Annotated in this window: 15 protein-coding genes; 11 read left to right on the top strand and 4 right to left on the bottom strand. The window is 67.5% G+C overall.

Going from position 1 to position 21,794, the window contains the following annotated elements; all coding sequences use genetic code 11:
- Positions 1-26 precede the first annotated feature (26 nt).
- Positions 27-2,252 carry a GumC family protein gene (locus AC07R7_RS13845; RefSeq protein ID WP_492887514.1) on the top strand — a complete coding sequence of 742 codons (2,226 nt, stop codon included), beginning with the start codon at positions 27-29 and terminating at the stop codon, positions 2,250-2,252.
- 52 nt (positions 2,253-2,304) lie between these two features.
- A complete protein-coding gene (locus tag AC07R7_RS13840; protein ID WP_494635545.1) occupies positions 2,305-4,176 on the top strand; it encodes an O-antigen ligase family protein in 1,872 nt (623 codons plus the stop codon).
- On the opposite strand, the gene AC07R7_RS13835 is transcribed toward AC07R7_RS13840, so the two are convergent.
- A complete protein-coding gene (locus tag AC07R7_RS13835) occupies positions 4,170-4,823 on the bottom strand; it encodes a sugar transferase (protein ID WP_494635544.1) in 654 nt (217 codons plus the stop codon). The genes AC07R7_RS13840 and AC07R7_RS13835 overlap by 7 nt on opposite strands.
- A gap of 195 nt (positions 4,824-5,018) precedes the next feature.
- Between AC07R7_RS13835 and AC07R7_RS13830 the strand changes: the two genes are divergently transcribed.
- Entirely contained in the window at positions 5,019-5,171 is a 153-nt protein-coding gene (locus AC07R7_RS13830) for a hypothetical protein (protein ID WP_492887517.1), read from the top strand.
- Positions 5,172-5,319: 148 nt separating this feature from the next.
- On the opposite strand, the gene AC07R7_RS13825 is transcribed toward AC07R7_RS13830, so the two are convergent.
- On the bottom strand, positions 5,320-6,156 hold the full coding sequence (locus tag AC07R7_RS13825; protein WP_494635543.1) for a transglutaminase-like cysteine peptidase: 837 nt from the start codon (positions 6,154-6,156) through the stop codon (positions 5,320-5,322).
- Positions 6,157-6,415: 259 nt separating this feature from the next.
- Between AC07R7_RS13825 and AC07R7_RS13820 the strand changes: the two genes are divergently transcribed.
- From AC07R7_RS13820 to AC07R7_RS13795, 6 genes are all read left to right on the top strand, one after another.
- The gene (locus tag AC07R7_RS13820) at positions 6,416-7,204 is read left to right on the top strand and encodes a metallophosphoesterase family protein (RefSeq protein ID WP_494635542.1); all 789 of its coding nucleotides are present in this window, start codon (positions 6,416-6,418) and stop codon (positions 7,202-7,204) included.
- 102 nt (positions 7,205-7,306) lie between these two features.
- Entirely contained in the window at positions 7,307-7,903 is a 597-nt protein-coding gene (locus tag AC07R7_RS13815) for a polysaccharide biosynthesis/export family protein (RefSeq protein ID WP_494635541.1), read from the top strand.
- 110 nt (positions 7,904-8,013) lie between these two features.
- The gene (locus tag AC07R7_RS13810) at positions 8,014-9,276 is read left to right on the top strand and encodes an MgtC/SapB family protein (RefSeq protein WP_494635607.1); all 1,263 of its coding nucleotides are present in this window, start codon (positions 8,014-8,016) and stop codon (positions 9,274-9,276) included.
- A 152-nt stretch (positions 9,277-9,428) separates the two neighbouring features.
- The gene (locus AC07R7_RS13805) at positions 9,429-10,268 is read left to right on the top strand and encodes a universal stress protein (RefSeq protein WP_492887521.1); all 840 of its coding nucleotides are present in this window, start codon (positions 9,429-9,431) and stop codon (positions 10,266-10,268) included.
- 34 nt (positions 10,269-10,302) lie between these two features.
- A complete protein-coding gene (locus tag AC07R7_RS13800; protein ID WP_494635540.1) occupies positions 10,303-12,831 on the top strand; it encodes a cation-translocating P-type ATPase in 2,529 nt (842 codons plus the stop codon).
- Positions 12,832-12,835: 4 nt separating this feature from the next.
- Entirely contained in the window at positions 12,836-14,440 is a 1,605-nt protein-coding gene (locus tag AC07R7_RS13795) for an MBL fold metallo-hydrolase (protein ID WP_494635539.1), read from the top strand.
- Positions 14,441-14,551: 111 nt separating this feature from the next.
- On the opposite strand, the gene AC07R7_RS13790 is transcribed toward AC07R7_RS13795, so the two are convergent.
- The gene (locus AC07R7_RS13790; RefSeq protein ID WP_494635538.1) at positions 14,552-17,038 is read right to left on the bottom strand and encodes a glycoside hydrolase family 9 protein; all 2,487 of its coding nucleotides are present in this window, start codon (positions 17,036-17,038) and stop codon (positions 14,552-14,554) included.
- Between the two features lie 408 nt (positions 17,039-17,446).
- Between AC07R7_RS13790 and AC07R7_RS13785 the strand changes: the two genes are divergently transcribed.
- Positions 17,447-19,345, top strand: coding sequence for an NPCBM/NEW2 domain-containing protein (locus AC07R7_RS13785; protein WP_494635537.1), 1,899 nt, complete (start codon positions 17,447-17,449; stop codon positions 19,343-19,345).
- Between the two features lie 93 nt (positions 19,346-19,438).
- A complete protein-coding gene (locus tag AC07R7_RS13780) occupies positions 19,439-20,440 on the top strand; it encodes a glycoside hydrolase family 43 protein (protein ID WP_494635536.1) in 1,002 nt (333 codons plus the stop codon).
- Positions 20,441-20,508: 68 nt separating this feature from the next.
- On the opposite strand, the gene AC07R7_RS13775 is transcribed toward AC07R7_RS13780, so the two are convergent.
- Complete coding sequence (locus AC07R7_RS13775) at positions 20,509-21,771, bottom strand: DUF3422 domain-containing protein (RefSeq protein ID WP_494635535.1); 1,263 nt, start codon at positions 21,769-21,771, stop codon at positions 20,509-20,511.
- Positions 21,772-21,794: the final 23 nt, after the last annotated feature.

The following is a 21,794-nucleotide window of genomic DNA, read 5'->3' as shown; positions in this document are numbered from 1 at the left end:
AGGTTTGCCGATTACTGAGAGTATCCATGGACGGCTCCGGTTTTGAAACTTCGAACGCTCCGGTGAATGACACCGGAGCGTTGTCTTTTGACCTGAACATCGTGATCGCGACGTTCAGGCGACGCTTCCGACTCTTCGCGGCGGTGGCGGTGGTGGTGTTCGCGGCGGTGGTGTTGTTCACCCTGCAACAGACGCCGCGCTACACCGCGACCGCGCAGGTGATGCTGGATGTCCGCAGGGAACAGGTCACCGATATGAGCGCGGTGCTCTCGGGCCTGCCGGCGGATTCGTCCGTCGTCGACACCGAGGTCGAGGTGCTGAAGTCGCGCTCCCTGGCGGGGCGCGTCGTCAAGGATCTAAAGCTCGAGGAAGACCCCTACTTCAATCCCTACCTCGCGCAGGCCAAGGGGGCGAAGGCCTGGTTCTCCTCGTTGAAGAAGGCGGCGTCGCCGACAACGGCCACGCCGACGGATCCGATCGAGTTGCAGCGCCGACGCGAACGTATCGTCGACAATGTGCTGGGGGGGCTGAAGGTTCGCCGCGCGGGCCTGACCTATCTCATCGCGATCGACTATACCCATACCGATCCGAAGCGCGCGGCCGAACTGGCCAACGCTTTCGCCAACCTCTATCTGACCGAACAGCTTGAGGCGAAGTTCGACGCGACCCAGAAGGCCAATGAATGGCTGGACACCCGTGTCGGCGAGTTGCGCGACCAGGTCCAGCAGGCGGACGCGGCGGTTCAGCAGTACAAGATCGCCAACAACCTGCTCAGCGCCGAAGGCGCGACCCTGACCGAGCAGGAAATCTCCGGCCTGAACCAGCAACTGGCCCTGAGCCGCGCCGCGCAGGCCGAGACCGATGCGCGCCTGAACATCGCGCGCCAGCAACTGGCGCGCGGCAGCACGGGCGAGGATGTCGGTGAATCCCTGAACTCGCCGGTCGTGCAGCAGCTGCGCAAGCAGCGGGCCGAGAAGAGCGCCCAAGTGGCGGATCTCGGCGGACGCTATGGAGATCGTCACCCGGACCTGCTGAAGGCCAAGCGCGAGCTGGCCGACATCGACGGCCAGATCCAGGCCGAAATCCGCCGTATCATTTCCAATCTGGAAGCCCAGGCCCAGGTCGCACGTCAGCGGACCGGTTCGGTGGCGTCCAGCGTGTCCGCCTCGAGGGGAACGCTGGCGGGAAACAACCGCGCCAGCATCGGCCTGGCCGAGCTGGAGCGTAAGGCGCAGTCGGTGAAGACCCTGTACGAGAGCCTGCTGGCCCGCTTCAAGCAGACCACGGCCTCGGACGGCATCGAGCAGGCCGACGCCCGGGTGGTGTCGCCGGCCAAAATTCCGACCGGCCCCAGCTATCCGAAACCATCGCTGAACCTAGCGCTCGGCCTGGTTCTGGCCTTGGGCGCGGGCGTGGCCGCGATCGTCCTGGCCGAGATCCTGATGGCGGGCCTGTTCACCGAGGATGAGGTCGAGCGCCGTCTGGGCCTGCCCTATCTCGGCGCCGTCCCGACCTTGGGCACCACGGTCGACGACGCCAAGATTCTGAAGGGCATGACGCCGGCCGACTATCTTCTGGCCAAACCGCTCTCCAGCTTCGCCGAAAGCCTGCGCAAGCTGCGCGCCTCGATCCTGTTCTCGAAGGTGGGCGAGCCCGTGAAGGTCATCGCGGTCACCTCGTCCTTGCCGGGCGAAGGCAAGACCACGACGACCTTCTGCCTGGCCCGCACCCTGGCGACCTCGGGAGCCAAGGTGGTGGTGGTCGACTGCGACCTGCGCCAGAGCGCGATCAGCCAGTTCCTCAAGGAGCCGGCCTCGATCGGTCTGCTGGAGGTTCTCAATGGCGTCGCCACTCTGGATCAGGCCGTGATCATGGATGAGAGCGGCGCGCACATCCTGCCGCTGGCCAAGTCGGCCTACACGCCGCGCGACGTGCTCGGTTCGTCGGCCATGCACAAGCTGCTGCAGGACCTGCGCGATCGCTACGAGATCGTGCTGCTGGACACCGCGCCGTTGCTGGCCATCGCCGACACCCGCATCCTGGCGCCGCACGCCGACGCGGTGGTGATGCTGGTCCGTTGGAAGAAGACGCCGGTAAAGGCCGTGCAGTCGGCCCTGGCCCTGCTGCAGGGCACGCGCGCCTTTATCGCCGGCGTGGCCCTGACCCAGATGGATCTCAAGGCCCAGTCCCGCTACGGCTACGGCGACTCCTATTATTATTACGCGAACTATCGAAAGTACTATGCGGACTAGGACACGCACGGGCGGGGGAGCGTCCTCGCCCGGGGCGGCCAGGACGCGAAAATTGCAGACATCCGAGGGCGTCGCGATCGGCGCCCTCGTCGTTCTGGTCCTGGCCGAGATCATCGCATTCGGGGCCAGTGACGTGGCCATGGCCGCTGTCTTCGGCGTGCTCCAGGCCGCCTTTCTCCTGATCCTGCTGCGAACCTGCGGCTGGGCGCGAAAGGTCCCAAGCATTCTGACCGCGCCTTGGCCCGGCCTTCTGTTCATCGGCTTGCTGGCCGTCACGGCCTGGCCCCTGACGCCGTTCGGGCCCGGCGGCGCGCACCCCGTCTGGAACTATCTGGACCGGAATGGCGGTGCGATCACCGTCGACCGCTCCGCCCTCATGCTCAATCTCGTGAGCCTCGTGAACCTGGCCTGCCTGTTCCTGGCGGCCCGCATTGTCGGCGCGTCGGAGACCCGGCGCAGGACATTGGTCTGGTGGCTGCTGCTCGGGCTCGCGGCCTTCGCGGCGATAGCGATCATCGACCATGTCAGCCTGCGCGCCGGGCGACGTCTGACGGCGACCCTGTTCAGCCCCAACTCCGTCGCCACCTTGATGGGCGTAGGCGCTGTCTTCGCCGTGATGTTCTTCTCCGAGGCCATCCAGCGCGCCGGTGGCGCCCTGCGTCTCGACCGGATGGACCTGAACGCCAGCCTGAGCCTGGCCGCCGCGGCGGTCTTCGCCGTCGCCCTGGCGCTGACAGCCTCGCGGGGCGGAATCTTCGCCACCGTGGTCGGTCTAGCGGTGCTGTTGACATGGCAAGTGCTGGCCCAGGGGCGACGGGTTCGCGCCATCGCGATCGTTGGCGGCGCGGCGGCCCTGCTGATCGTCATCGGCGTGGCCATGCGCAGCGCCGATCTGACGGCCGCGCGCCTGGAGCACCTCGACAGCGACGTCGCCGTTCGAAAGGCGATCTTCGAGGCCCACTGGCAGGCCTTCCAGTCTTCGCCCTGGTTCGGGTTCGGTCTCGGGTCTTTTCCGGTCGTCAATCAGCTGATCACCACCACTGGGAACCTGAACGTCCTGTTCGATGTGCGCGCCACGCATAACCTCTACCTCCAATGGCTGGAGGAGGGCGGGATCGTCGGCTCCGTCGTCATGCTGGCCTGGCTGCTCGCCGCGCTCTGGCGTGTCGGACAGGACGCGATCAGGCCGGGCACGATCGGAGCGCTGGCGCGCGCCACGATCGCCGCCACGGTGGTCGTCCTGCTGCATGGCCTCTCGGATTTCGCCGTTCAGGTCCCGGCTCTGCAGGCGGTCTTCGCCGTGGGGCTCGGCGCGATGACCGCGACCTCGGCGCCGCGTCGCGCGCGCGCCGAGCGAAAGGCTGACTGGGGAACGACGGCTTTCGCGGGCGTCGCCCTCGTGATCTCCTTGTTGTTCGCCCTTCCCTTGGCGGCGTCACGGTTCGGCGGCGACCTCTCCGCCATGCCGACGGCTTCGGCGGAGGTTCTGGCGAGCAGCATCGAGACCGGTCTTGCCTCCCCGGCGGGGTCGACGGCGCGGGCGCGTCTGGAAGGCCTCAGCCGTCGCGAAGTCGCCCTGCGTCCTGGATCCGGCGCCGCGTGGCTTCGGAAGGCGGCCGTCGATTTCCAGCGGGGCGACATCGCCGCGGCCAATGTCGCGCTCGGCCGTTCGTTCGCCGTCGCTCCGCTGCAGACCAGCCTCTTCCGGAGTCGAACGCGCCTGGCCTATGAGCACTGGCCCGAGTTGTCGGACGCCGTGCGCGATCAGGTCGTCTATCAGGCGCGTATCGAGTTTGGCCGGCCTGGCGGCGAGTGGCGTCTGAGGAGCGTGGTCAGCACCATCAGCAGCCCTTCGGGCCGACTCGCGCTGGCGTTCCTGATCGTCGCCGAACGCCTTTCCCTGGCCCAGACCAAGGCTCAGTAGGCGTTCTCGGCGATCAGCAGGCTGGGAATGGTGAGAAGGACGATCTGGGCGTCCTTCAGGATCGACCAGGTCTGGATATACTCGATATCGGCCTCGACCCGGCGACGCATGGCCTCGACCGTCTCTGTGCCGCCGCGCAGGCCCTTGACCTGAGCCCAGCCGGTCAGGCCCGGCCGCGCCTGGTAGCGGGCGTAGTAGTCCGGAATGCGCACGCCGTAATATTCGTCATGGACCGCGGCATGGGGGCGGGGACCGACCAGGGACATGTCGCCGCGCAGCACGTTCAGCAGTTGAGGCAGCTCATCGATGCTGCTGGCGCGCAGGAGGCGGCCGATCCGGGTGATCCGGTTATCGCCGCGCTGCGCCTGGGTCAGTTCGGGCCCGTCCTCGCGACAGTGCATGGTGCGCAGCTTGAGAATCTGGAAGCGCGCGCCGCCGAGGCCGCCACGGGTCTGTCGGAAGAGGGCGGGACCGGGGGACTCAAGCTTGACCAGCAGAGCCGCCAGCAGGAGGAGCGGCGCGAACAGCAACAACAACAAGGCGGAGGCCATGACGTCCAGCGCGCGCTTGCAGGGATCCACGGCTACCCGCGGTAGCGGACCATGCAATTCTGGCGAGAGAAATTCGATATGGGCTCCCCCGTCCACCAGACAACCCTCTGAGTTCCCCACCGCGTCGCGACTGGTTTCCAGTTCCGACGACCTCAGGCTAGCGCAAACGCTGTAAAGCGTCGCCGGGAAAAATCCACGGACCTCATATATATGCTTAACGCGCGTAGACTCTGTTCATTCACGGGCGATTAGCTGCGCCGCATTACAGTCATCGTATCAGGAGTGTGATCGATGATTGAAGCCAAGATCTCGTTTGCCCAAGTCGAAGCCGTCGCGCCGACTCGCGCCAAACGCCTCCCCCCGCTGCTGGGGTTGGGCATGGGCGCGATCATTTCGGCGGGGCTGTGGGGCGCCTTGGCGCTGACCGTCTCCCACATCTTCTAGGCTCTCCATTCACGCCAGGCCGATCCTAAGGTTGGTCCGCACGCCCGCTCATCATCGAGCGGGCGTTTTCGTTCGTGCGAAGAGGCTCAACGAGAAAACCCCCGGACCTGATGGTCCGGGGGTTTTCGCATTCAGGCCTGACGGTCGATCAGGTGACCATGGTCCACAGGGCGGTGCCGGGGATCTGGCGCTCGACCCAGCGATAGTTCAGGTCTCCCCAGGGGGTCGCCCAAGGGGTCAGATTGTCCAGCACCCAGTCGCCGCTCTCTAGCGAGACCATCAGCACGGCGTGGCTTTCGCCGCGGGCCGTGAAGGCGACGGCCATGGACAAGGCCGTTTCCGGCACGCCAGCCGCGATCAGCTGACGGCGCTTCTCCAACGCATAGTCCTCGCAGTCGCCGTAGAGCTTGCCGTTCACCAGTCGCGGCAGAGACCAGTATTCGAGCTCGCCATAGAGATCCTGGTCCGTAGCTTTCTTGACCGTGCGATTGACCAGCTGGTTGACCTGATTCAGCAGCTTCACCTGTTCGCGGTCGGTGCGCGTGGTCCAGGCGAGACCCTGGGGCGCGTTCACGGCGGCGGCGGGCGTCGTGACGACCGCGGCGGCGGCGGGCCGCGCCTGGCCGGCGGCGACGAAGTCCTCGACCGTGGCGGGCGTCCAGGCCCGGACGATCTCCACCGTGATCAGGTTCGCCCCGTCCTCGTCGGTCGACGCGGTCGACGCGGCGGCCTCGAAATGATGTTGCGAGGGCGCGCCCACCGAAGAGGTCGCGATCAGGCCGACCGCGCCGCCCAAGAAGGCCAGCTGGCTCGCCGGCGCGCCGCAGGCGTTGGCGTCTCGGCGGCACAGGTCGGCGAAACCCATCGGAGCGCCGACGCCTTCGCCGCGCGGCATGAACGGGGCCGAGCCGGCCTGAGCGTTGGCACCGGTCATCATGGCGATGGCGCTGACGAGTCCCAGAACAATGTTACGTGCCTTGAACATGCTGACCTCGCTGTGTTCGTGAGGTCAGTATTCATTTGGGGTGCAAATTTGAGCTGAATTTAGATGGTATAATTCGAATGTTTAACTGTGGTAATTCTAAAATTAACTACAATTAACAAGAAATATACTTGGTAAATTGAGAGGAAATGAGCATGATGAATTGCGAATTAACTGCTGAATGCGTCGTTGAACTACGTCGTCGGCTGGGGCAAAATCAGGGTTCTTGGTCCTGGCGTTTATCGCCGTCCTGACGAGTCCGATGTTCAAGTCCCTCTTTCGTCCGAAATCCCAGCCGCGCCGCGCGTCGTCCACGGGCGGTCGAATGGTTTACGCCGTGGGGGACGTGCACGGGCGGCTCGACCTTCTGGACGGCCTGATCGGGGCGGTGACCGAAGACTATCGCGCCACGGGCCGCGAGGACCCGCCGGTGCTGGTCATGCTGGGCGACTATGTCGACCGCGGCGCTCAGTCCTCGGCGGTGATCGATCGGCTGATCCTGCTGAAAGCGCAGGCCGCCGAGGGCCGCTTCGAATTCCGCACCCTGATGGGCAATCACGAGGAGACGCTGCTGCACTTCCTCGACGATCCGATGGCCGGACCCTCCTGGATCGAATATGGCGGCGGCGAGACCTTGACGTCCTACGGCGTGCAGCGCCCGGTCGGCCGCGCTGAGCCGGAGGTATGGGAGCAGGCCCGTCAGGCCTTCCGCGCCGCCCTCCCACCGGCCCACGAGACCTTTCTGCGCCAGCTGGAGCTGGTGGTCGTCTATGGCGACTATGTCTTCGTCCATGCGGGCGTGCGCCCGGGTCTGCCGCTGGAGCGCCAGGTCGCCGCCGACTTGCTGTGGATCCGCAACGAATTCCTCGACAACCCGCACGGGCTGAAGGCCACCGTCGTCCACGGCCACACGCCGGTCGAGGAGGCTTTCGTCGGACGCCAGCGGATCAATGTCGATACAGGCGCCTATGCGACCGGCGTCCTGACCGCCGTTAGACTTGATGGCGGCGAGCCTAAGATCATTCAGTTCAGTAAAGCGCGCGCGACCTGAGTCTTGATCTTGTTCATGTCACGGTCACGTGCGATGTGGCGTTTTAATTTCCAGGCCTGAGAAGTCCCCAGGTTCTAAACGTTCAAGGTGAGACGCTTCGCGATGATCGTTGTTTCGAAACTCTCGCGCCTCTTTTCGATGCTGGCGCTGGTCGTCTGCATCGCCGCCGGCGGCTGGGGTGGCGTGGCGCGCGCCCAGCAACCCTTGGTCAGCGACACGCCCATTCCGGCGACGCAGTCGATGGACTACCTGCTCGGCGCCGGCGACAAAGTCCGGGTGACCGTCTACGGCGAGCCCACCCTGTCGGGCGAATTCTTCGTCACCGGCAGCGGGCTGATGTCGCTGCCGCTGATCGGCGAGATCAAGGCGGGCGGTCTAACCGTCGGCCAGTTCCAGGACGCCGTGCAGAAGTCGCTGAGCGACGGCTATCTGAAGGAGCCGCGCGTCAGCGCCGAGGTCCTGACCTTCCGCCCGTTCTATATCCTGGGCGAGGTTGGAAAGCCGGGCACCTATCCCTACACCGCCGGCCTGACGGTTCTGAACGCGGTGGCCACTGCGGGCGGCTTCACCTACCGGGCCGACAAGAAGAGCGTCTACATCAAGCACAATGGCGAAACGACCGAGGCGAAGGGCGCGCTCGAGCCGTCGACCCAGGTGGCGCCGGGCGACACGATCCGGATCGGCGAACGCTTCTTCTGATCCAGAGCGCACCGAACGAGACAAGGCCCGGCGGGACACCCCCGCCGGGCCTTTGTCGTTTCGGCGGGAAAGGTCTAGCACTGAACCGATCCTAGTCTTGAGCACGCGCCATCGGAGCCAGCCCCATTCCTGATGTCCCCATCCTGAACCTGGCCGTCGCTCTTGGAGTCGGTCTGCTGATCGGCGCCGAGCGCGAGCGTCGCAAGCAGGCGCGAGCCTCGTCCTCGGCGGCCGGGATCCGCACTTTCTCGGTCACCTCCCTGGCCGGAGCGGTCAGCCTGGCCGTCGGCGGGCCGATGCTTCTGGCGGTCGTAACGGCCGGAGTCGCCGTTCTGGCGGCCCTGAGCTATTGGCGGGCCCGCGCCGAGCCGGACGCCGGGTTGACCACCGAGGTCGCCCTGATCATGTCGGTCCTGGTGGGCGGGCTGGCGATCCTTTCGCCTGGTGTCGCCGCCTGTGTCGGGGTCGTCGTCGCGATCCTGTTGGCCGCCCGGACCCCGCTGCATCATTTCGTCAGCCAGGTCCTGACCCCGGACGAGGTTCGCGACGCCCTGATCCTGGCGGGCGCGACCCTGGTCGTCCTGCCCTTGCTGCCCGATCGCGCGATGGGGCCGTTCCAGGCCCTCAACCCCCGCTCGGTCTGGGTCGTCGTCGTCCTGGTCTTGGCCATCGGCGCCGCTGGCCACGTCGCGGTGCGCGCGCTCGGCGCCCGGTGGGGTCTGCCCCTGGCCGGGCTGGCTTCCGGCTTCATCTCGAGCACGGCGACGATCGGCGCCATGGCCGGACGAGCGGCGGCGACGCCGGCGGCGCTCTCGGCGGCGGTGGCGGGCGCGGTGCTGTCGACGGTCGCCACCATCGTCCAGATGACGCTCGTGATCGCCGTCACCAGCCTGCCGACCCTGCGGGTCATGGCCGGGCCGCTGCTGTGCGCGGGCCTGGCGGCGGTGGCCTATGGCGCGGCGTTCACGCGCCTGGCGCTGCGTCAACCCGCCCGTGACGACCCCGATCCAGGCCAGGCCTTCAGCCTGACGACGGCCCTGACCTTCGCCGTGACCCTGGCGGCGATCCTTGTCGTTTCCGCGGCGCTTCGCGAACGGTTCGGAGCGGCCGGAGCCGTCGCCGGGGCGGCCCTGGCGGGCCTGGTCGACACTCATGCCGCGGCGATCTCGATCGCGTCCCTGGTCGGGTCGGGTCGGATGACCCCGGAGCAAGCCGTGCTACCTATTCTCGCCGGGCTTTCGACCAACACCCTGACCAAGCTGGTCTTCGCCTTTTCGGGCGGGCAGCGTGGTTTCGCCTGGCGGGTCGCGCCAGGTCTGTTCCTGGTCGCCGGCGCGGCCTGGCTTGGCGCCCTGCTGACGTCCGCGTCATGACGGGAAGTGGCGGACCCGTCCGTCCCTGGGGCCGAAGTCGCGACGGCGCGAATTGACTTGCGTCAAGGTGACGACGGCCCGCCCGCCCGACGTTGTATTGGTCATGGGGCTTGTCGATACGATCGGCTCGGCCAAGAAAATGGATTTCACGGATGAGCCTCAACGACATCCTGCTTCACGTCGACACCTATCCTGAGGCAACGCCGCCCGAGGCGATCGAGGGCGCGGTCGGCTTCGTCCGGCTGATCGGCGGCCGGGTTTCGGCCCTGGCGGTGGGGGTGAGGTTTCCTGTCCACAGCAATCGGATCGCCGACTACCTGATCGGGTTGAGCAGCATGGCGGTCGACGAGCAGGCCAAGAGTCTGGCCAACGGTCACGCCAGCCTGGCGGCCTTCACCGCTCAGGCTCGGGACGCCGGGGTGCTCGGCCAAGCCCTGATCGAGACCGTGGAATACTACGCCGTGGCCGACCATGTGGCGGCTCGCGCCCGGACTCGCGACCTGTGTCTGGTGCCGCTGGGCGGACCGCTGGACGGCCAGGCCGAGGTGGCGACCAGCGCCGTCTTCGGCTCGGGGCGGCCGGTTCTGGTTTATCGCGGAGGCTTGCCGGCCGCCAAGCTCGGCTCGGTCGTGGTGGCCTGGGACGGGAGCCGGTGCGCCGCCCGCGCCCTGGCCGACGCCTTGCCCATCCTCGCGCGCGCCGGCGAGGTTCGCGTGCTCACGGTGATCAATGAGAAGCCGGCCGCCGTCGCCGGCCTCGCCGCCGAGGCCGTCCGTCACCTGAAGGCCCACGGTGTCGCCGCCGTCGCCGAAGAGGTCGATGGGAAGGGCGTGTCGATTGGTGAGAGCCTTGAAGCCTATTTGGCGAAGACCCCTCCCGACCTCCTGGTGATGGGCGCCTATGGTCGATCGCGCCTCCAGGAGTTCATTCTCGGCGGCGCCACCGAGTACATGTTGCACGCGCCAAAGGTCCCGCTCTTCCTCTCGCACTGAGTCGCTCACCGAGCCTCCCGAGGAGGATGGTTGCATGACCGTCGAACTGTTGCGCGGCCTGGACGAGGCGGAGGCGGCCGCGCGTCTGGTCGCCGTCGGTCCCAATGAACTGCCGCACGCGAGCCGGCGCGGTCTGGCCGGAATCCTCGGCGAGACCTTGCGCGAGCCGATGTTCCTGCTGCTGGTCGGGGCGGCGGTCCTCTACCTGGTGCTCGGCGACCTGGGCGAAGGGCTCTTTCTGACCGCCGGGGCCCTGGCTTCGGTGGGCCTGGTGGTTCTGCAGGAGGCGCGCAGCGAACGGGCGTTGAGCGCCTTGCGCGATCTGGCCCAGCCCCTGGCCCGGGTCATTCGCGACGGCGTCGAACGCCAGGTCGCCGCGCGCGACCTCGTTCCCGACGACCTGTTGCTGATCGGCGAGGGCGAACGTCTGCCGGCGGACGCCCGACTGGTCGGAGGCGAGGTGCTCACCGTCGACGAGTCCGCCCTGACCGGCGAGTCGGCGCCGGTGACCAAGCCGCCCGCCGGGCCCGACGATGTCGGCGCGCCCAATCCTGCCCCGGGGGCGGATGGCTCGCCCGATCTCTTCGCCGGCACGCTCGTGGTCCGCGGACAGGGCGTCGCGCGAGTGACCCGCACCGGGCCGCGCTCGGCGCTGGGCCAGATCGGCGCATCGCTGGCGGCGATCGATCACGAGCCGACGCCGCTGCAGAAGACCGCCGGACGCCTTGTCGCCATATTGGGCGCGCTGGCCCTGGGATTCTGCGTGCTCGTCGCGGTCGCCTACGGATGGTTGCGTCACGATTGGATCGGCGGCGTCCTGGCCGGGGTGACGGTGGCGATCTCGCTGATCCCCGAAGAGTTTCCCATGGTGTTGGCCGTGTTCCTGGCGCTGGGCGCGTGGCGGCTGGCGACCCACCAGGTGCTGACGCGGCGAAGCGCGGTCATCGAGACCCTGGGCGGCGCCACGGTGCTTTGCGTCGACAAGACCGGGACCCTCACCGAAAACCAGATGCGGGTCGCCCGCCTGTGGACGGAGGCCGGCGACATGGCCGTCGAGGCGGCGCGCCCCATCGCGGGCGCGGCCGGAGACCTGCTGGAGCTGGCCGCCCTGGCCTCGGCGGTGCGACCGATCGACCCGATGGACAAGGCGGTGCGTCACCTCTCGATGGACGCGCTGGTCGACGGGGAGGTGATCCAGGGCGAGCCCGAGCGCGCCTGGCCCCTGCGGCCCGAACTGCTGGCGGTCGTCCAGGTCTGGCGTCGCGCCGGCGAGGCGCGGATCGCCGCGGCCAAGGGGGCGCCCGAGGCGATCTTCAGTCTGTGCCGGCTGTCCGCCACCGAGATCGCGCGCCTGCAAGCCGTGGTCGAGGACTATGCGCGGCAGGGGCTGCGCGTCCTGGGCGTGGCTTCGGCCCGGGTGGAGGGCGATTTCGCGGATGATGATCCTCGGACCGTCGCCTTCACGTTCGGCGGACTGATCGGCTTCATCGATCCGCTGCGCCGGGACGTGCCGCAAGCCTTGGCCGAGGCGCGCGCGGCGGGCGTCGCCGTCGTGATGATCACCGGCGACCATCCCGCCACGGCCCTGGCCATCGCCAAGGCGGCGGGTCTGGACACCTCGGCCGGCGTCCTGCTCGGATCCGAGATCGAGGAACTGTCCTTCGCCGCCCTCTGCGAGCGTCTGCGCGGCGTGCGGGTCTTCGCACGCATCGCGCCCGCCCAGAAACTGCGACTGGTCGAGGCCCTGAAGGCGAACGGAGAGGTCGTGGCCATGACCGGCGACGGCGTCAACGACGCTCCGGCGCTGGAGGCCGCGCACATCGGCATCGCCATGGGCAAGAAGGGAACGGATGTCGCGCGCGAGGCGGCCGATCTCGTCCTGCTGGACGACAGCTTCGCCTCCATCGTCGGCGGTGTGCGCCTGGGGCGGCGGATCTTCACCAACCTGCGCCGCGCCCTGACCTACGTCACCGCCATCCACGTGCCGATCGCCGGCCTGGCGCTGGCCCCCATCCTGCTGGGTCTGCCGTCTCTGCTGTTTCCCATGCATGTCGTGCTGATGGAGCTGGCCATCGACCCGATCTGCGCCCTGGTCTTCGAGGCCGAGCCCAGCGAGGCGCGGGCGATGAAGCGCCCGCCCCGCCGTCGTGACGAGCCGCTGTTCGGCTGGAAGCAAATCGGCCTGGCCCTACTTCAGGGACTGGCCGTCCTGGGCGGGGTTCTGGGCGTCTATATCTGGGCCCTGCGGAACTATCCCGAGGATCAGGCGCGGGGCGCGGCCTTCACGACCCTGGTGCTGGGCAACCTGATCTTGGCCCTGGCCGACGCGGCGGCGTCGGGCAAGCTGCTGTCGCCCCATCGGCGCGCCTATTGGATCATCGCGTCGGCGATCGTCGCCCTGCTGGCGGTGATCCTGAGCGTCGCGCCGGTGGCCGCGGTCTTCAAGGTGGCGGCGCCCGACCTGACCCTCGCGATCGTCGTGCTGGTCACCGCAATGCTGAGCGGCGGCTGGACGGCCGGGCTTTCGCGGCTTCGTTCCTTCGAGCAGACCAGAAGAAAGTGACCCCATGAGTTTGAGCCTGACCTTTCACGGCGCCGCCGAGTGCGTGACGGGCTTTTGCGCCCGCCTCAGCGGCGAAGGCTTCACCCTTCTGATCGACTGCGGCATGTTCCAGGGCTCCAAGACCCTGAAGGCTCTCAACTACGACCCCTTTCCCTTCGACGTGGACGCCATCGACGCGGTGCTGCTGACCCACGCCCATATCGACCATTCGGGCATGCTGCCGAAGCTGATGCGCGCGGGCTACAAGGGGCCCATCTACGCCACGGCCCCGACCCGGGCCCTGTGCGAGGTGATGCTGGCCGACGCCGGGGAGATCCAGGAAAGCGAGGTCTTCCACCTCAATCGCCGCAACCAGCGGCGCGGTCGCCCGCTGGTCGAGCCGGTCTATACGGCCAAGGACGCGGCCCGGACGATCGAGCTGTTCGAGAAGGTCAAGCTCGACGAGATCATCGAGATCGTCCCCGGCGTGAGGGCCCGCTTCTGGAACGCGGGCCATATGCTGGGCGCCACATCGATCGAGGTGATCGTCGGACCCGACAAAGACGCCGAACGGATCCTGTTCTCCGGCGACCTGGGCGCCGGAGGTCAGGCCTACCTCCCCGAGCCGACCGGACCGACGGGCGTCGATCACCTGGTGCTGGAATCGACCTACGGCGACCGCGAGCGTGATCTGGCCGACACCGCCGAACGGCGCCGGCTGCTGGCCGAGGAACTGCGCCAGGCCCACGCCGCCGGCGGGCCGTTGCTGATGCCGACCTTCGCGGTCGGCCGTGCTCAGGAACTGCTGCTGGATCTCCTGGCGGTGATGGAATCGGGCGAGGCGCCGCATGGCGAGATCTTCCTGGATTCGCCCCTGGCCATCGAGGCCACCGACGTCTTCCTCGATCGGGGATGGAACCGGGATACGGAGGTCAACCCGTTCACCCCGCTCCGCCACGCCCCGAACCTGCACTACCTGATGAAGCCCGAGGAAAGCGATCAGCTGGAGAAGGTGCGCGACTGGCATATCATCCTGGCGGGCAGCGGCATGTGCGACGCCGGTCGCATACGCCGGCATCTCAAGCGCCTGCTGTGGCGATCCGAGGTGACCGTGCTGATCACCGGCTTCCAGGCGGCGGGCACGCTTGGCCGCCTGCTGGTCGACGGCAAGAAATTGGTGCGGATCCAGGGCGATGACTTTCAGGTCAAGGCGCGGATCAGGGTACTGGACGTCTATTCGGCCCATGCCGACGCCAAGGGCCTGGTGCGCTGGGCTTTGGAGCGTCAGCCGATCAAGGGGCAGGTGTTCCTGGCGCACGGAGAGCCGGGCGCTCTGACCGGTCTGGCCGAACGCCTGGAGCAGGCGGGCTTTCCTGCCGCGCGCATCGCCATCCCCGTTCTCGATGAGACCTTTGAACTGACTAGGTCCGAGGCGCATCAGGTCCCCGGCGGCCGGCCTCGACTTCAGCCGGGAAAAGCCGCGGCCCTCGACTGGCACAACCAGCGCGCCGACCTGTTCGCCCGGCTCAACGCCAAGATCCAGGAAGCCCCCAGCGAAGAGGCCCGTTCGAGGCTGCTGCAGGCGCTGGAGGCCGCCTTGAACGAGGCGGGGGACTTTTCCGGCGTCTGAGCTCGGCGGGCGTCATGCGGTTTCCGGAGGAAGCTCGCGGTTCCAAAATCGAAGCAGCCCGACATCGAAGGTCGCCACGGAGCCGTCTCCGTGGCGACCTGGGTCTGACTTCTAGCGAGAGTCCTCGGTGGCCGCGATCGCCGCCTTGGCCGCGAGGATATAGGCGGTGGTTGAGCTCACCGTGTATTCGCTCTCGAACCACAGGAACGGCCATTCGGTCATCATTTCGGGGAAGTCCGGCTTGACGACCAGCACGCCCGGCGCCATCCCGCCAGGGATGAAGCCGTAGTCCGCGCGGTTGTGCCCGTAGCCGTTCAGCTTCGAGCGGGTGCCGACGGTCGAGACCAGGGACAGGTTGTTCGCCGGATGGCGGCCGAGCATGTAATCCAGGGCGTGCAGGGTGTATTCCGGTCCGATCAGGTCCGGGAACGCCTTGTGCATAAGGTACATGTTGATCCCGAAGCCGGCGACTTCGCCGGACCCCGCCCATGAGCCCATGCCGACCGGGACGCCGAAGGGGTTGCCCGCCAGTCCGGTGTCGGCCCGCGACTTGGCGGCGCTCACCAGGGTCCTGATCCGCGCCTTGTAGCTCGCATCCATATAGGGAAGGGCGCGCACGGCGACGCCGCTGACGCGATCGAAGTTCGCCTCGATCGCCGGCATCAGGGCGCGCAGCCGCGCCGTATAGACCGCGTCGCCGTTGGTGGTGATGATCAGCTCCACCGTCGCGGCGACCTTGGCCAGGTCGAGGAAGCGGGACATGTTCCCGCTGTCGTCACGGCCGTCGCTGCCGTTGGCGGCCTCGCCCTCGCGCTTGGTCCACAGCGCCTTGGCGGCGGACAGGGCTTCGGCCGACATCGCCGGATCGAAGTCCTTCAGCGCGCGGCTGGCCGCGGCCAGGCTTCCGGCCACCATCAGGTCGTTGGCCGGATAGGCGGTGGTGAACGCCCAGCGATCGTCCGGGACGCCCGAGTGGTCGCCCCGGACCTCGTTCGGCCCCAGCGCGGCGTCGTACAGCTTGCCGTCGGTCTGGGAGGCGGCGTCGCCGAGGTGCGCGTACTGGCGCAGCTTCGGGTCGATGATGCCGACGATCGAATGGCCGAAGACCTTGTACTGCGCGAGCAGTTGCGCGACGCCGTGGCGGACCTGCTGGAGCGCGTCGGGCGCGCCGTCCGGCTTGCGGATTTCCACCTCGCGCGCCTTCTCGTCGACGCTGGTTTCGTCCCAGTCGAGTCCGAAGAGCTCGCGCGTCCAGACGAGATCACGCACCACCTGCGCGTTCTGCGGGGTCTGGATGTCGTAGTCGCCGGCGTCCTGGAAGCCGCCGATCGCCAGGCCCGGGATGTGCTCGCCCGGCTTGAAGGGGGAGTCGAGGTTCGGCCCCATGCGATAGCCGTCGAAATGGACGTGATTGGGTGGAGCCTGGACCGCGTCGTCGAGGTGCGAGGCGCGCTGCCACACCCGGTACTGCTCCCGCACGGTCATGTGGTCCATCTGGACGGGAAGATAGGTGTCGAGCGAAGGCTGCCAGATCCGCGAATAGGCGTCGGCGGCGATCGGGAAGGGATTGGTCGTCTGCCCGGCGTAGGAGATCGCGTAGACGCCGGGCTCGCGCACGCTGGAGAAGTCGAACGCGGCGTAGTTGTAGCGCAGGAACTTGCCGCGCGGCTGGACCGGCGCGCTGAACACGGGCTTCTCGCCGCTGTCGGTCAGCTTGACCAGCGTGGCCTCGGTCGGCGCCTTGAAGTTCGGATCCAGCTCGATCAGCGCGACCTTGCCGCGCTGCGGCGTGTAGCCGGCCTGGTTGAAGGAGACGACGGGGGCCCGTGTCCAGCCCGGGATGACATTGGGTCGCACATGCCAGACGACGGCGTCTTCCTTGGCTCCGGCGGCGATCATGGACCGCACGACGAACCAGCCGTTCTGCGCCCGATTGCGCGCGTCATAGAGGGCGAGCGGCGCGTTGGCGGTGATCGTGACCCGGGTCTTGGGGTCTTCCGGCGAGAGGGTCACGCTGCGGGCGCCGGAGGCCATCGGCTGGGGATCGCCCGAGCCGTCGGTCGCCATGGGGCCGTTGGGATTGCGCGGGAACAGGCCCGGCCGCTCGCCCATCAGATAGGTCTTGCCGAAATAGGCGGTCGGCAGGAAATCAAGATTGAAGCCGGCCTTGCCGACAAGCTCCGGCGGCAGTGGGGCGTCGAGATCCACCGCGATGCGAAAACCGCCGTCCTCGGGAGTCACCTTCACGCGGTAGCTCAGCTTTTCCTTCGGATAGCTCGATCTCACGACCAGCTGACCCGGCGTCTCGCCGAGCGTGCGTTCGCCAAAGATCGGCACCGGGTCCCATTGTTCGGGCGTCGGATTGAGCCGGACCTCGCCGTCGGTGGCGATCCGCTCGCCATGCAGGACGATCTGGATGCCTGCGTTCTTCTCGTCGAAGAAGATCGGGCTGAAGTGATTTTGCTCGACGATCACGCTGAGGCCCGGGGCCTCGAGCGTCTGGTCCGGACTCAGCCGCGGCGTTTGGGCCTGGGCGGTCGCGATCGCGAATATCGAACACGCGGCTAGGGACAGCGGGGCGGCGACGATCCTTGGCATTCCAGTTCCTCCCTTGTTACCGGTAACAATTTTTTATGTATCGCCCAGCGGTGATCTTGACGTCGCCGATCTGGGTAGGGTCTTCCGGCCGTTGCGTGTCGCGCGGGCCATACCGAGCGGAAAGCCCGCCCGTGGGAGGGATTTAGGCCCAGGCGCGCCTCTGCGACAATCCATATTTGTCGGCGTTATTGGCGTCTATCGCGGGTCGGCGTTCACGTCGCCAGAAAGCCCTGGCGTCTTGGGTGCGAGGTGAAGCGCCAGGCATGGGGAACGCTTGGCCGGCCAGACGCGCGATGGAGCGTATGTTGACGGCAGGTTTTGTCGGAGTAAACATCGCGCTCACAGTGAGCGTTTGGGCTGCGACAGCCGAGCCGTTCAGCAACCGATAAAAAGACGGCGCGGGAAACGATGAGGAAGCTGCTGACCGCGGGGGTGATCGCCGCGCTTCTTGGACCGTCCGTCGCCGCGGCGCAGAGCGATCCCTTGGCGCCGACCGGACGCTGGACGGCCTATACCGCCGGCCGCGCGGCCACGCCGCCCATGGGGTGGAGCACCTGGAACGCCTTCGCCACCGACATCGACGAGGACAAGATCCTCGGCTCGGCGAAGCAGATCGTCGACAGCGGCCTGGCGGCCAAGGGCTATCGCTATATCAACATCGACGACGGCTGGGCGCTGAAGCGCCGGATGCCCGATGGCCGGATGATCATCCGCGACGACAAGTTCCCGTCGGCGCGCACCGGCGGCGACGCCCCCAGCTTCAGGCCATTTACCGAGAAGCTCCACGCCATGGGGCTGAAGGCCGGCATCTATTCCGACCTGGGCCGCAACACCTGCTCCGAAGCCTATTCCCCGACCGATGACGACCTGCCCAAGGGGACCGTCCTGGAGCGCGAGGTCGGCATTTACGGCCGCATCGACCAGGATATCGCGCTTTATTTCAAGGACTGGGGCTTCGACTTCATCAAGGTCGACGGCTGCGGCCTGCGCGACTACGGCCCACAAAGCGAACGCGTGCGTTCGGGCAAGTTCCGGGCGCTGGGACCATTCCTGGACTCCGGGGCGGTGACGCGAACCGACATTCCGGCGATCCAGGCGATGTTCCGACAGATCAATGTCGCGCTGGCTCGGGAAAACCCGGATGGCGACTATCTGCTGTCGCTCTGCGTCTGGGGGGCGGCCAACGTCCGCGCCTGGGGCAAGGACTATGGCGGCATCTCGCGCACCAGCGACGACATCTCGCCGGCCTGGGGGCGGTTGCTGGTCAACTACGATACGACCGTGACACGGTCGCTCTACGCGCACCCCGGGTCCTGGAACGACCCGGACATGCTGCACATCGGGGCCGGAGATTTCGACGCGGACCACCTGACCGAAGCCCGCTCGCACTTCGCATTGTGGGCGATGCTCAACGCGCCGCTGCTGATCGGGACCGACCTGCGCAAGACGCCCAAGGCGCTGCTCGATATCTTCGGCAACGCCGACATCATCGCGCTGGACCAGGATCCAGCCGGCAACCAGGCGACGCTGGCGCACGACTCCAGCGACCTGCAGATCCTGGTGAAGACCCTGGCGTCGGGCGACAAGGCCGTGGCGATCTTCAACCGGGGCTCGGTCGACTATGACGTCGACCTTAACGCGACCCATCTGAAGTTCAGCGACGACGCGCCGATCGCGCTGACCGACCTGTGGAGCAAGCAGCGGACGACGTTCACCAAGCGGACCAAGCTGCACGTCAAGCCGCGCGAGACCCTGATCTTCCGCGCCCATGGCGCGCGCGCGCTGCAGGGGGGCTACTATCTGTCGGAACAGCCGGGGAGCGTGAATCCGGCGGTCGATGGCGTCGTGGATCCCACCCCGGACCCCTCCATCTTCCGCACCGCGGCGGGCTGGGGCGGCACCGGCGGCCCGGGCGACCGGCCGTCCTACGCCGGCTGGGGCGGCGCGCGGGCCGACAGCGCTCCGTACGGCCAAGTGCCGCGTGTCGCGGGGAAGCCGTTCGCGGCGGGCATCGGCATCCTCGCCAACTCTCGGATGGAGGTTCGGAATAACGGGGCGCAGCGCTTCACCGCGATGGTCGGCGTCGATGACAGCGCCAGCGACAAGGCCGCCGCCGTGACCTTCGCCGTCTATGGCGACGGCAAGCTGCTGGCGACCAGCAAGCCGGTCAAATGGGGCATGGCGGCCCAGCCGATCTCGGTCCCGGTCGCCGGCGTGAAGCTGATCGAGTTGGTGGCGCGCAGCCCCCGTGGCGACAACCAGCGCCTGCCCGTGACCTGGGGTGAAGCAGCGCTTCTCGAGCGCTGATAAACCCGGCGGGAAACCCAGGCGATGGTGGTTCGCACCGCGCCTGGGCGGCGTTTTCATCAGAGAAATATTAGGCGTTGGGGAGACGGTCGGATGGTTTCGAAAATTGCGGCGCTCGCGTTGATGGCGGCCCTGGGCATGGCGACGCCAGGCGCGGCCGGCGATGAAAAGGCGCCCGCGCCAGGCTCGAACCCCATCTTCCGGGACCGGTTCACCGCCGATCCCGCGCCCCTGGTTGTCGGAGATCGCCTCTTTCTCTACGTGGGCCACGACGAAGCCCAGCGTGACGAGATGTTCAACATGCGCGAGTGGCTGGTCTACTCGACCACGGACATGAAGACGTGGACGGCCTACCCACCGATCATGAAGGCCACGGACTTCAAGTGGGCCAAGAAGGACGCCTGGGCCTCGCAGGCGATCGAGAAGAACGGCAAGTTCTATTTCTACGCCGCCGTCGAGCATGACAACACGCACCCGGGCAAGGCGATCGGCGTGGCGGTCTCGGACTCGCCCACCGGCCCGTTCGTCGACGCGCGCGGGTCGGCGCTGATCACCAACGAGATGACCCCGAAGGGGCCGCACAGCTGGGAGGACATCGATCCGACGGTGTTCACCGACGACGATGGAACCACCTGGATCGCCTGGGGCAATCGCTCCTGCTACATCGCCAAGCTCAAGCCCAACATGATCGAGATCGACGGTCCGATCACCGAGATCACGCCGCCGCATTTCGAGGAGGGCCCTTGGCTGCACAAGCGCGACGGGACCTACTACCTGACCTATGCCTCGCTCGACCGAAGCACCCAGCGCGACGAGCATGTGTCCTACGCCACCGCGCCCGCCATCACGGGTCCCTGGACCCCTCGGGGCCTCCTGACCGGCTCAGGCAAGTACAGCTTCACGATCCATCCGGGCATCGTCCAGTTCAAGGGCGAGTGGTATATCTTCCTGCACAACGCGACCCTCGCGGTCGGCGACCAGAGCGGGGCGATCGGTCGCCGCGCCGTGACCGTCGAGCGCCTTCGCTACAGTCCCGACGGCGCGATGCTGCCGGTCGTGCAGACCGAGGCCGGGGTTTCGGTCCCGGCCCGCTAGAGCATTTTCCGAGGACGTGGAGACCGAGCGTCGTCAGAAGAGCTCTGGCGGCGCTCCGATCGGGCGGGTCATCCGTCGCCCCGATCGATCAGGCGCTTCTTGCGCCGATGCAGGCTGGCGGCGACGGCGAGCAGCACCAGGGGAACCAGCGCCGAGAGAACCTGTTCGCTCGCGCCCGGCCAGCCGTGAAGCCAGGGCTTCAGGAAATAGCCGAGCAGGCCCAGCACGTAATAGCCGACCGCGAAGATCGACAGGCCCTCGACCAGGCCCTGCAGCTTGGCTTGCAGCTGGAGGCTGGCGCCCATGCCGCGCAGGGTCTCCTGGTTCTGGCGGTCCAGGACGATGCCCAGACGGGCCTGCAGAAGATCGCCACAGCGCGCGACGCGCACCGAAAGGTCGTCCAGCCGCCGGTCGGCCGCCTCGCGGGTGCGCATGGCCGGTTGCAGGCGCCGCGCGATGAACTCGCTCATGGTCGAATAGCCGGGAACATGACGCTCCCGCAGCGCCTCTAGCCTGTCCAGGGTCAGGCGGTGATAGGATTCCGTCGCGCCGCGCCGGAAACGGCTGTGGGCGGCGCGCAGCTCTACCTCGGCGGAGAGTTTCAGGAGGCTGTCCAGCACCGCCTGGCTGTCCTCGCCGCTCGCCAGGCCGCTGGCGATCGCCGAAAGCCCGGCTTCGGCGCCATCCAACCAGGCCAGAAGCTCCCGGGCGGGTGGAAAGCCGATCAGCGCCAGCTTCCGATAGTTGCCGATCTCCAACAGCGTCTGGACCAGGCGCGAGACCTCATCGTTGGCCAGGGCGATGTTGTGGACGTGGATACGCCCCGTGCCGCCTTCGCGCAGGCGAAAGTCCGTCCAGATCCGCGCGGCCCCGTCGAAGACCTCGCACGAAACGCAATGGGCTAGGTCGATATGTCGGTTCAGGATCGCCTCGGCCGGCGGCTCGGCGCCCGGCGCGGAGACAGAGATCTCGACGCCCCTGAACACCTGACCCGGCGCTCCGTCCAGCCAGAAGCAGTCCTCGCCGACGTTCGTCTCAAAGCCAAGCTCCGGGCCCAGCGGGCCGTAGGTGAACCGGGTCCAGGTCGAGAATTCCTGATGCCGCTCCCACAGCCAGCCGCCGGCCGGGCTGGTCACCAGAATCCTGCCGATGGCGGGATCCTGGCCTGGCGCGAACAACGCCACGAAGGCCGCCTCGGACGCCCGTTCGTCGGCGCCGACCAGGAAGACCCACTGGCGCAGCCTGACCGGCGCTTGCTCCAGCGGCAGGGCGCGCAAGTGCATCAGTTCACTCAGCGCCACCCTGAGCGGATGATCCCGGCTATCGGTCACGTCCTTACCCCATGCTCCCGGAT

This window comes from Caulobacter sp. GW821-FHT05F04, assembly GCF_059419665.1.
The sequence above is the reverse complement of the archived record's forward strand: the minus strand, read 5'-3'. Positions and strand labels throughout refer to the sequence as shown.

Excerpts from the sequence above, each read along its gene's own strand:
- AC07R7_RS13845 (WP_492887514.1), top strand. The coding sequence starts at position 27 with ATGGACGGCTCCGGTTTTGAAACTTCGAACGCTCCGGTGAATGACACC.
- AC07R7_RS13830 (WP_492887517.1), top strand. The coding sequence starts at position 5,019 with ATGATTGAAGCCAAGATCTCGTTTGCCCAAGTCGAAGCCGTCGCGCCG.
- AC07R7_RS13825 (WP_494635543.1), bottom strand. The coding sequence starts at position 6,156 with ATGTTCAAGGCACGTAACATTGTTCTGGGACTCGTCAGCGCCATCGCC.
- AC07R7_RS13820 (WP_494635542.1), top strand. The coding sequence starts at position 6,416 with ATGTTCAAGTCCCTCTTTCGTCCGAAATCCCAGCCGCGCCGCGCGTCG.
- AC07R7_RS13815 (WP_494635541.1), top strand. The coding sequence starts at position 7,307 with ATGATCGTTGTTTCGAAACTCTCGCGCCTCTTTTCGATGCTGGCGCTG.
- AC07R7_RS13805 (WP_492887521.1), top strand. The coding sequence starts at position 9,429 with ATGAGCCTCAACGACATCCTGCTTCACGTCGACACCTATCCTGAGGCA.
- AC07R7_RS13800 (WP_494635540.1), top strand. The coding sequence starts at position 10,303 with ATGACCGTCGAACTGTTGCGCGGCCTGGACGAGGCGGAGGCGGCCGCG.
- AC07R7_RS13795 (WP_494635539.1), top strand. The coding sequence starts at position 12,836 with ATGAGTTTGAGCCTGACCTTTCACGGCGCCGCCGAGTGCGTGACGGGC.
- AC07R7_RS13790 (WP_494635538.1), bottom strand. The coding sequence starts at position 17,038 with ATGCCAAGGATCGTCGCCGCCCCGCTGTCCCTAGCCGCGTGTTCGATA.
- AC07R7_RS13785 (WP_494635537.1), top strand. The coding sequence starts at position 17,447 with ATGAGGAAGCTGCTGACCGCGGGGGTGATCGCCGCGCTTCTTGGACCG.
- AC07R7_RS13780 (WP_494635536.1), top strand. The coding sequence starts at position 19,439 with ATGGTTTCGAAAATTGCGGCGCTCGCGTTGATGGCGGCCCTGGGCATG.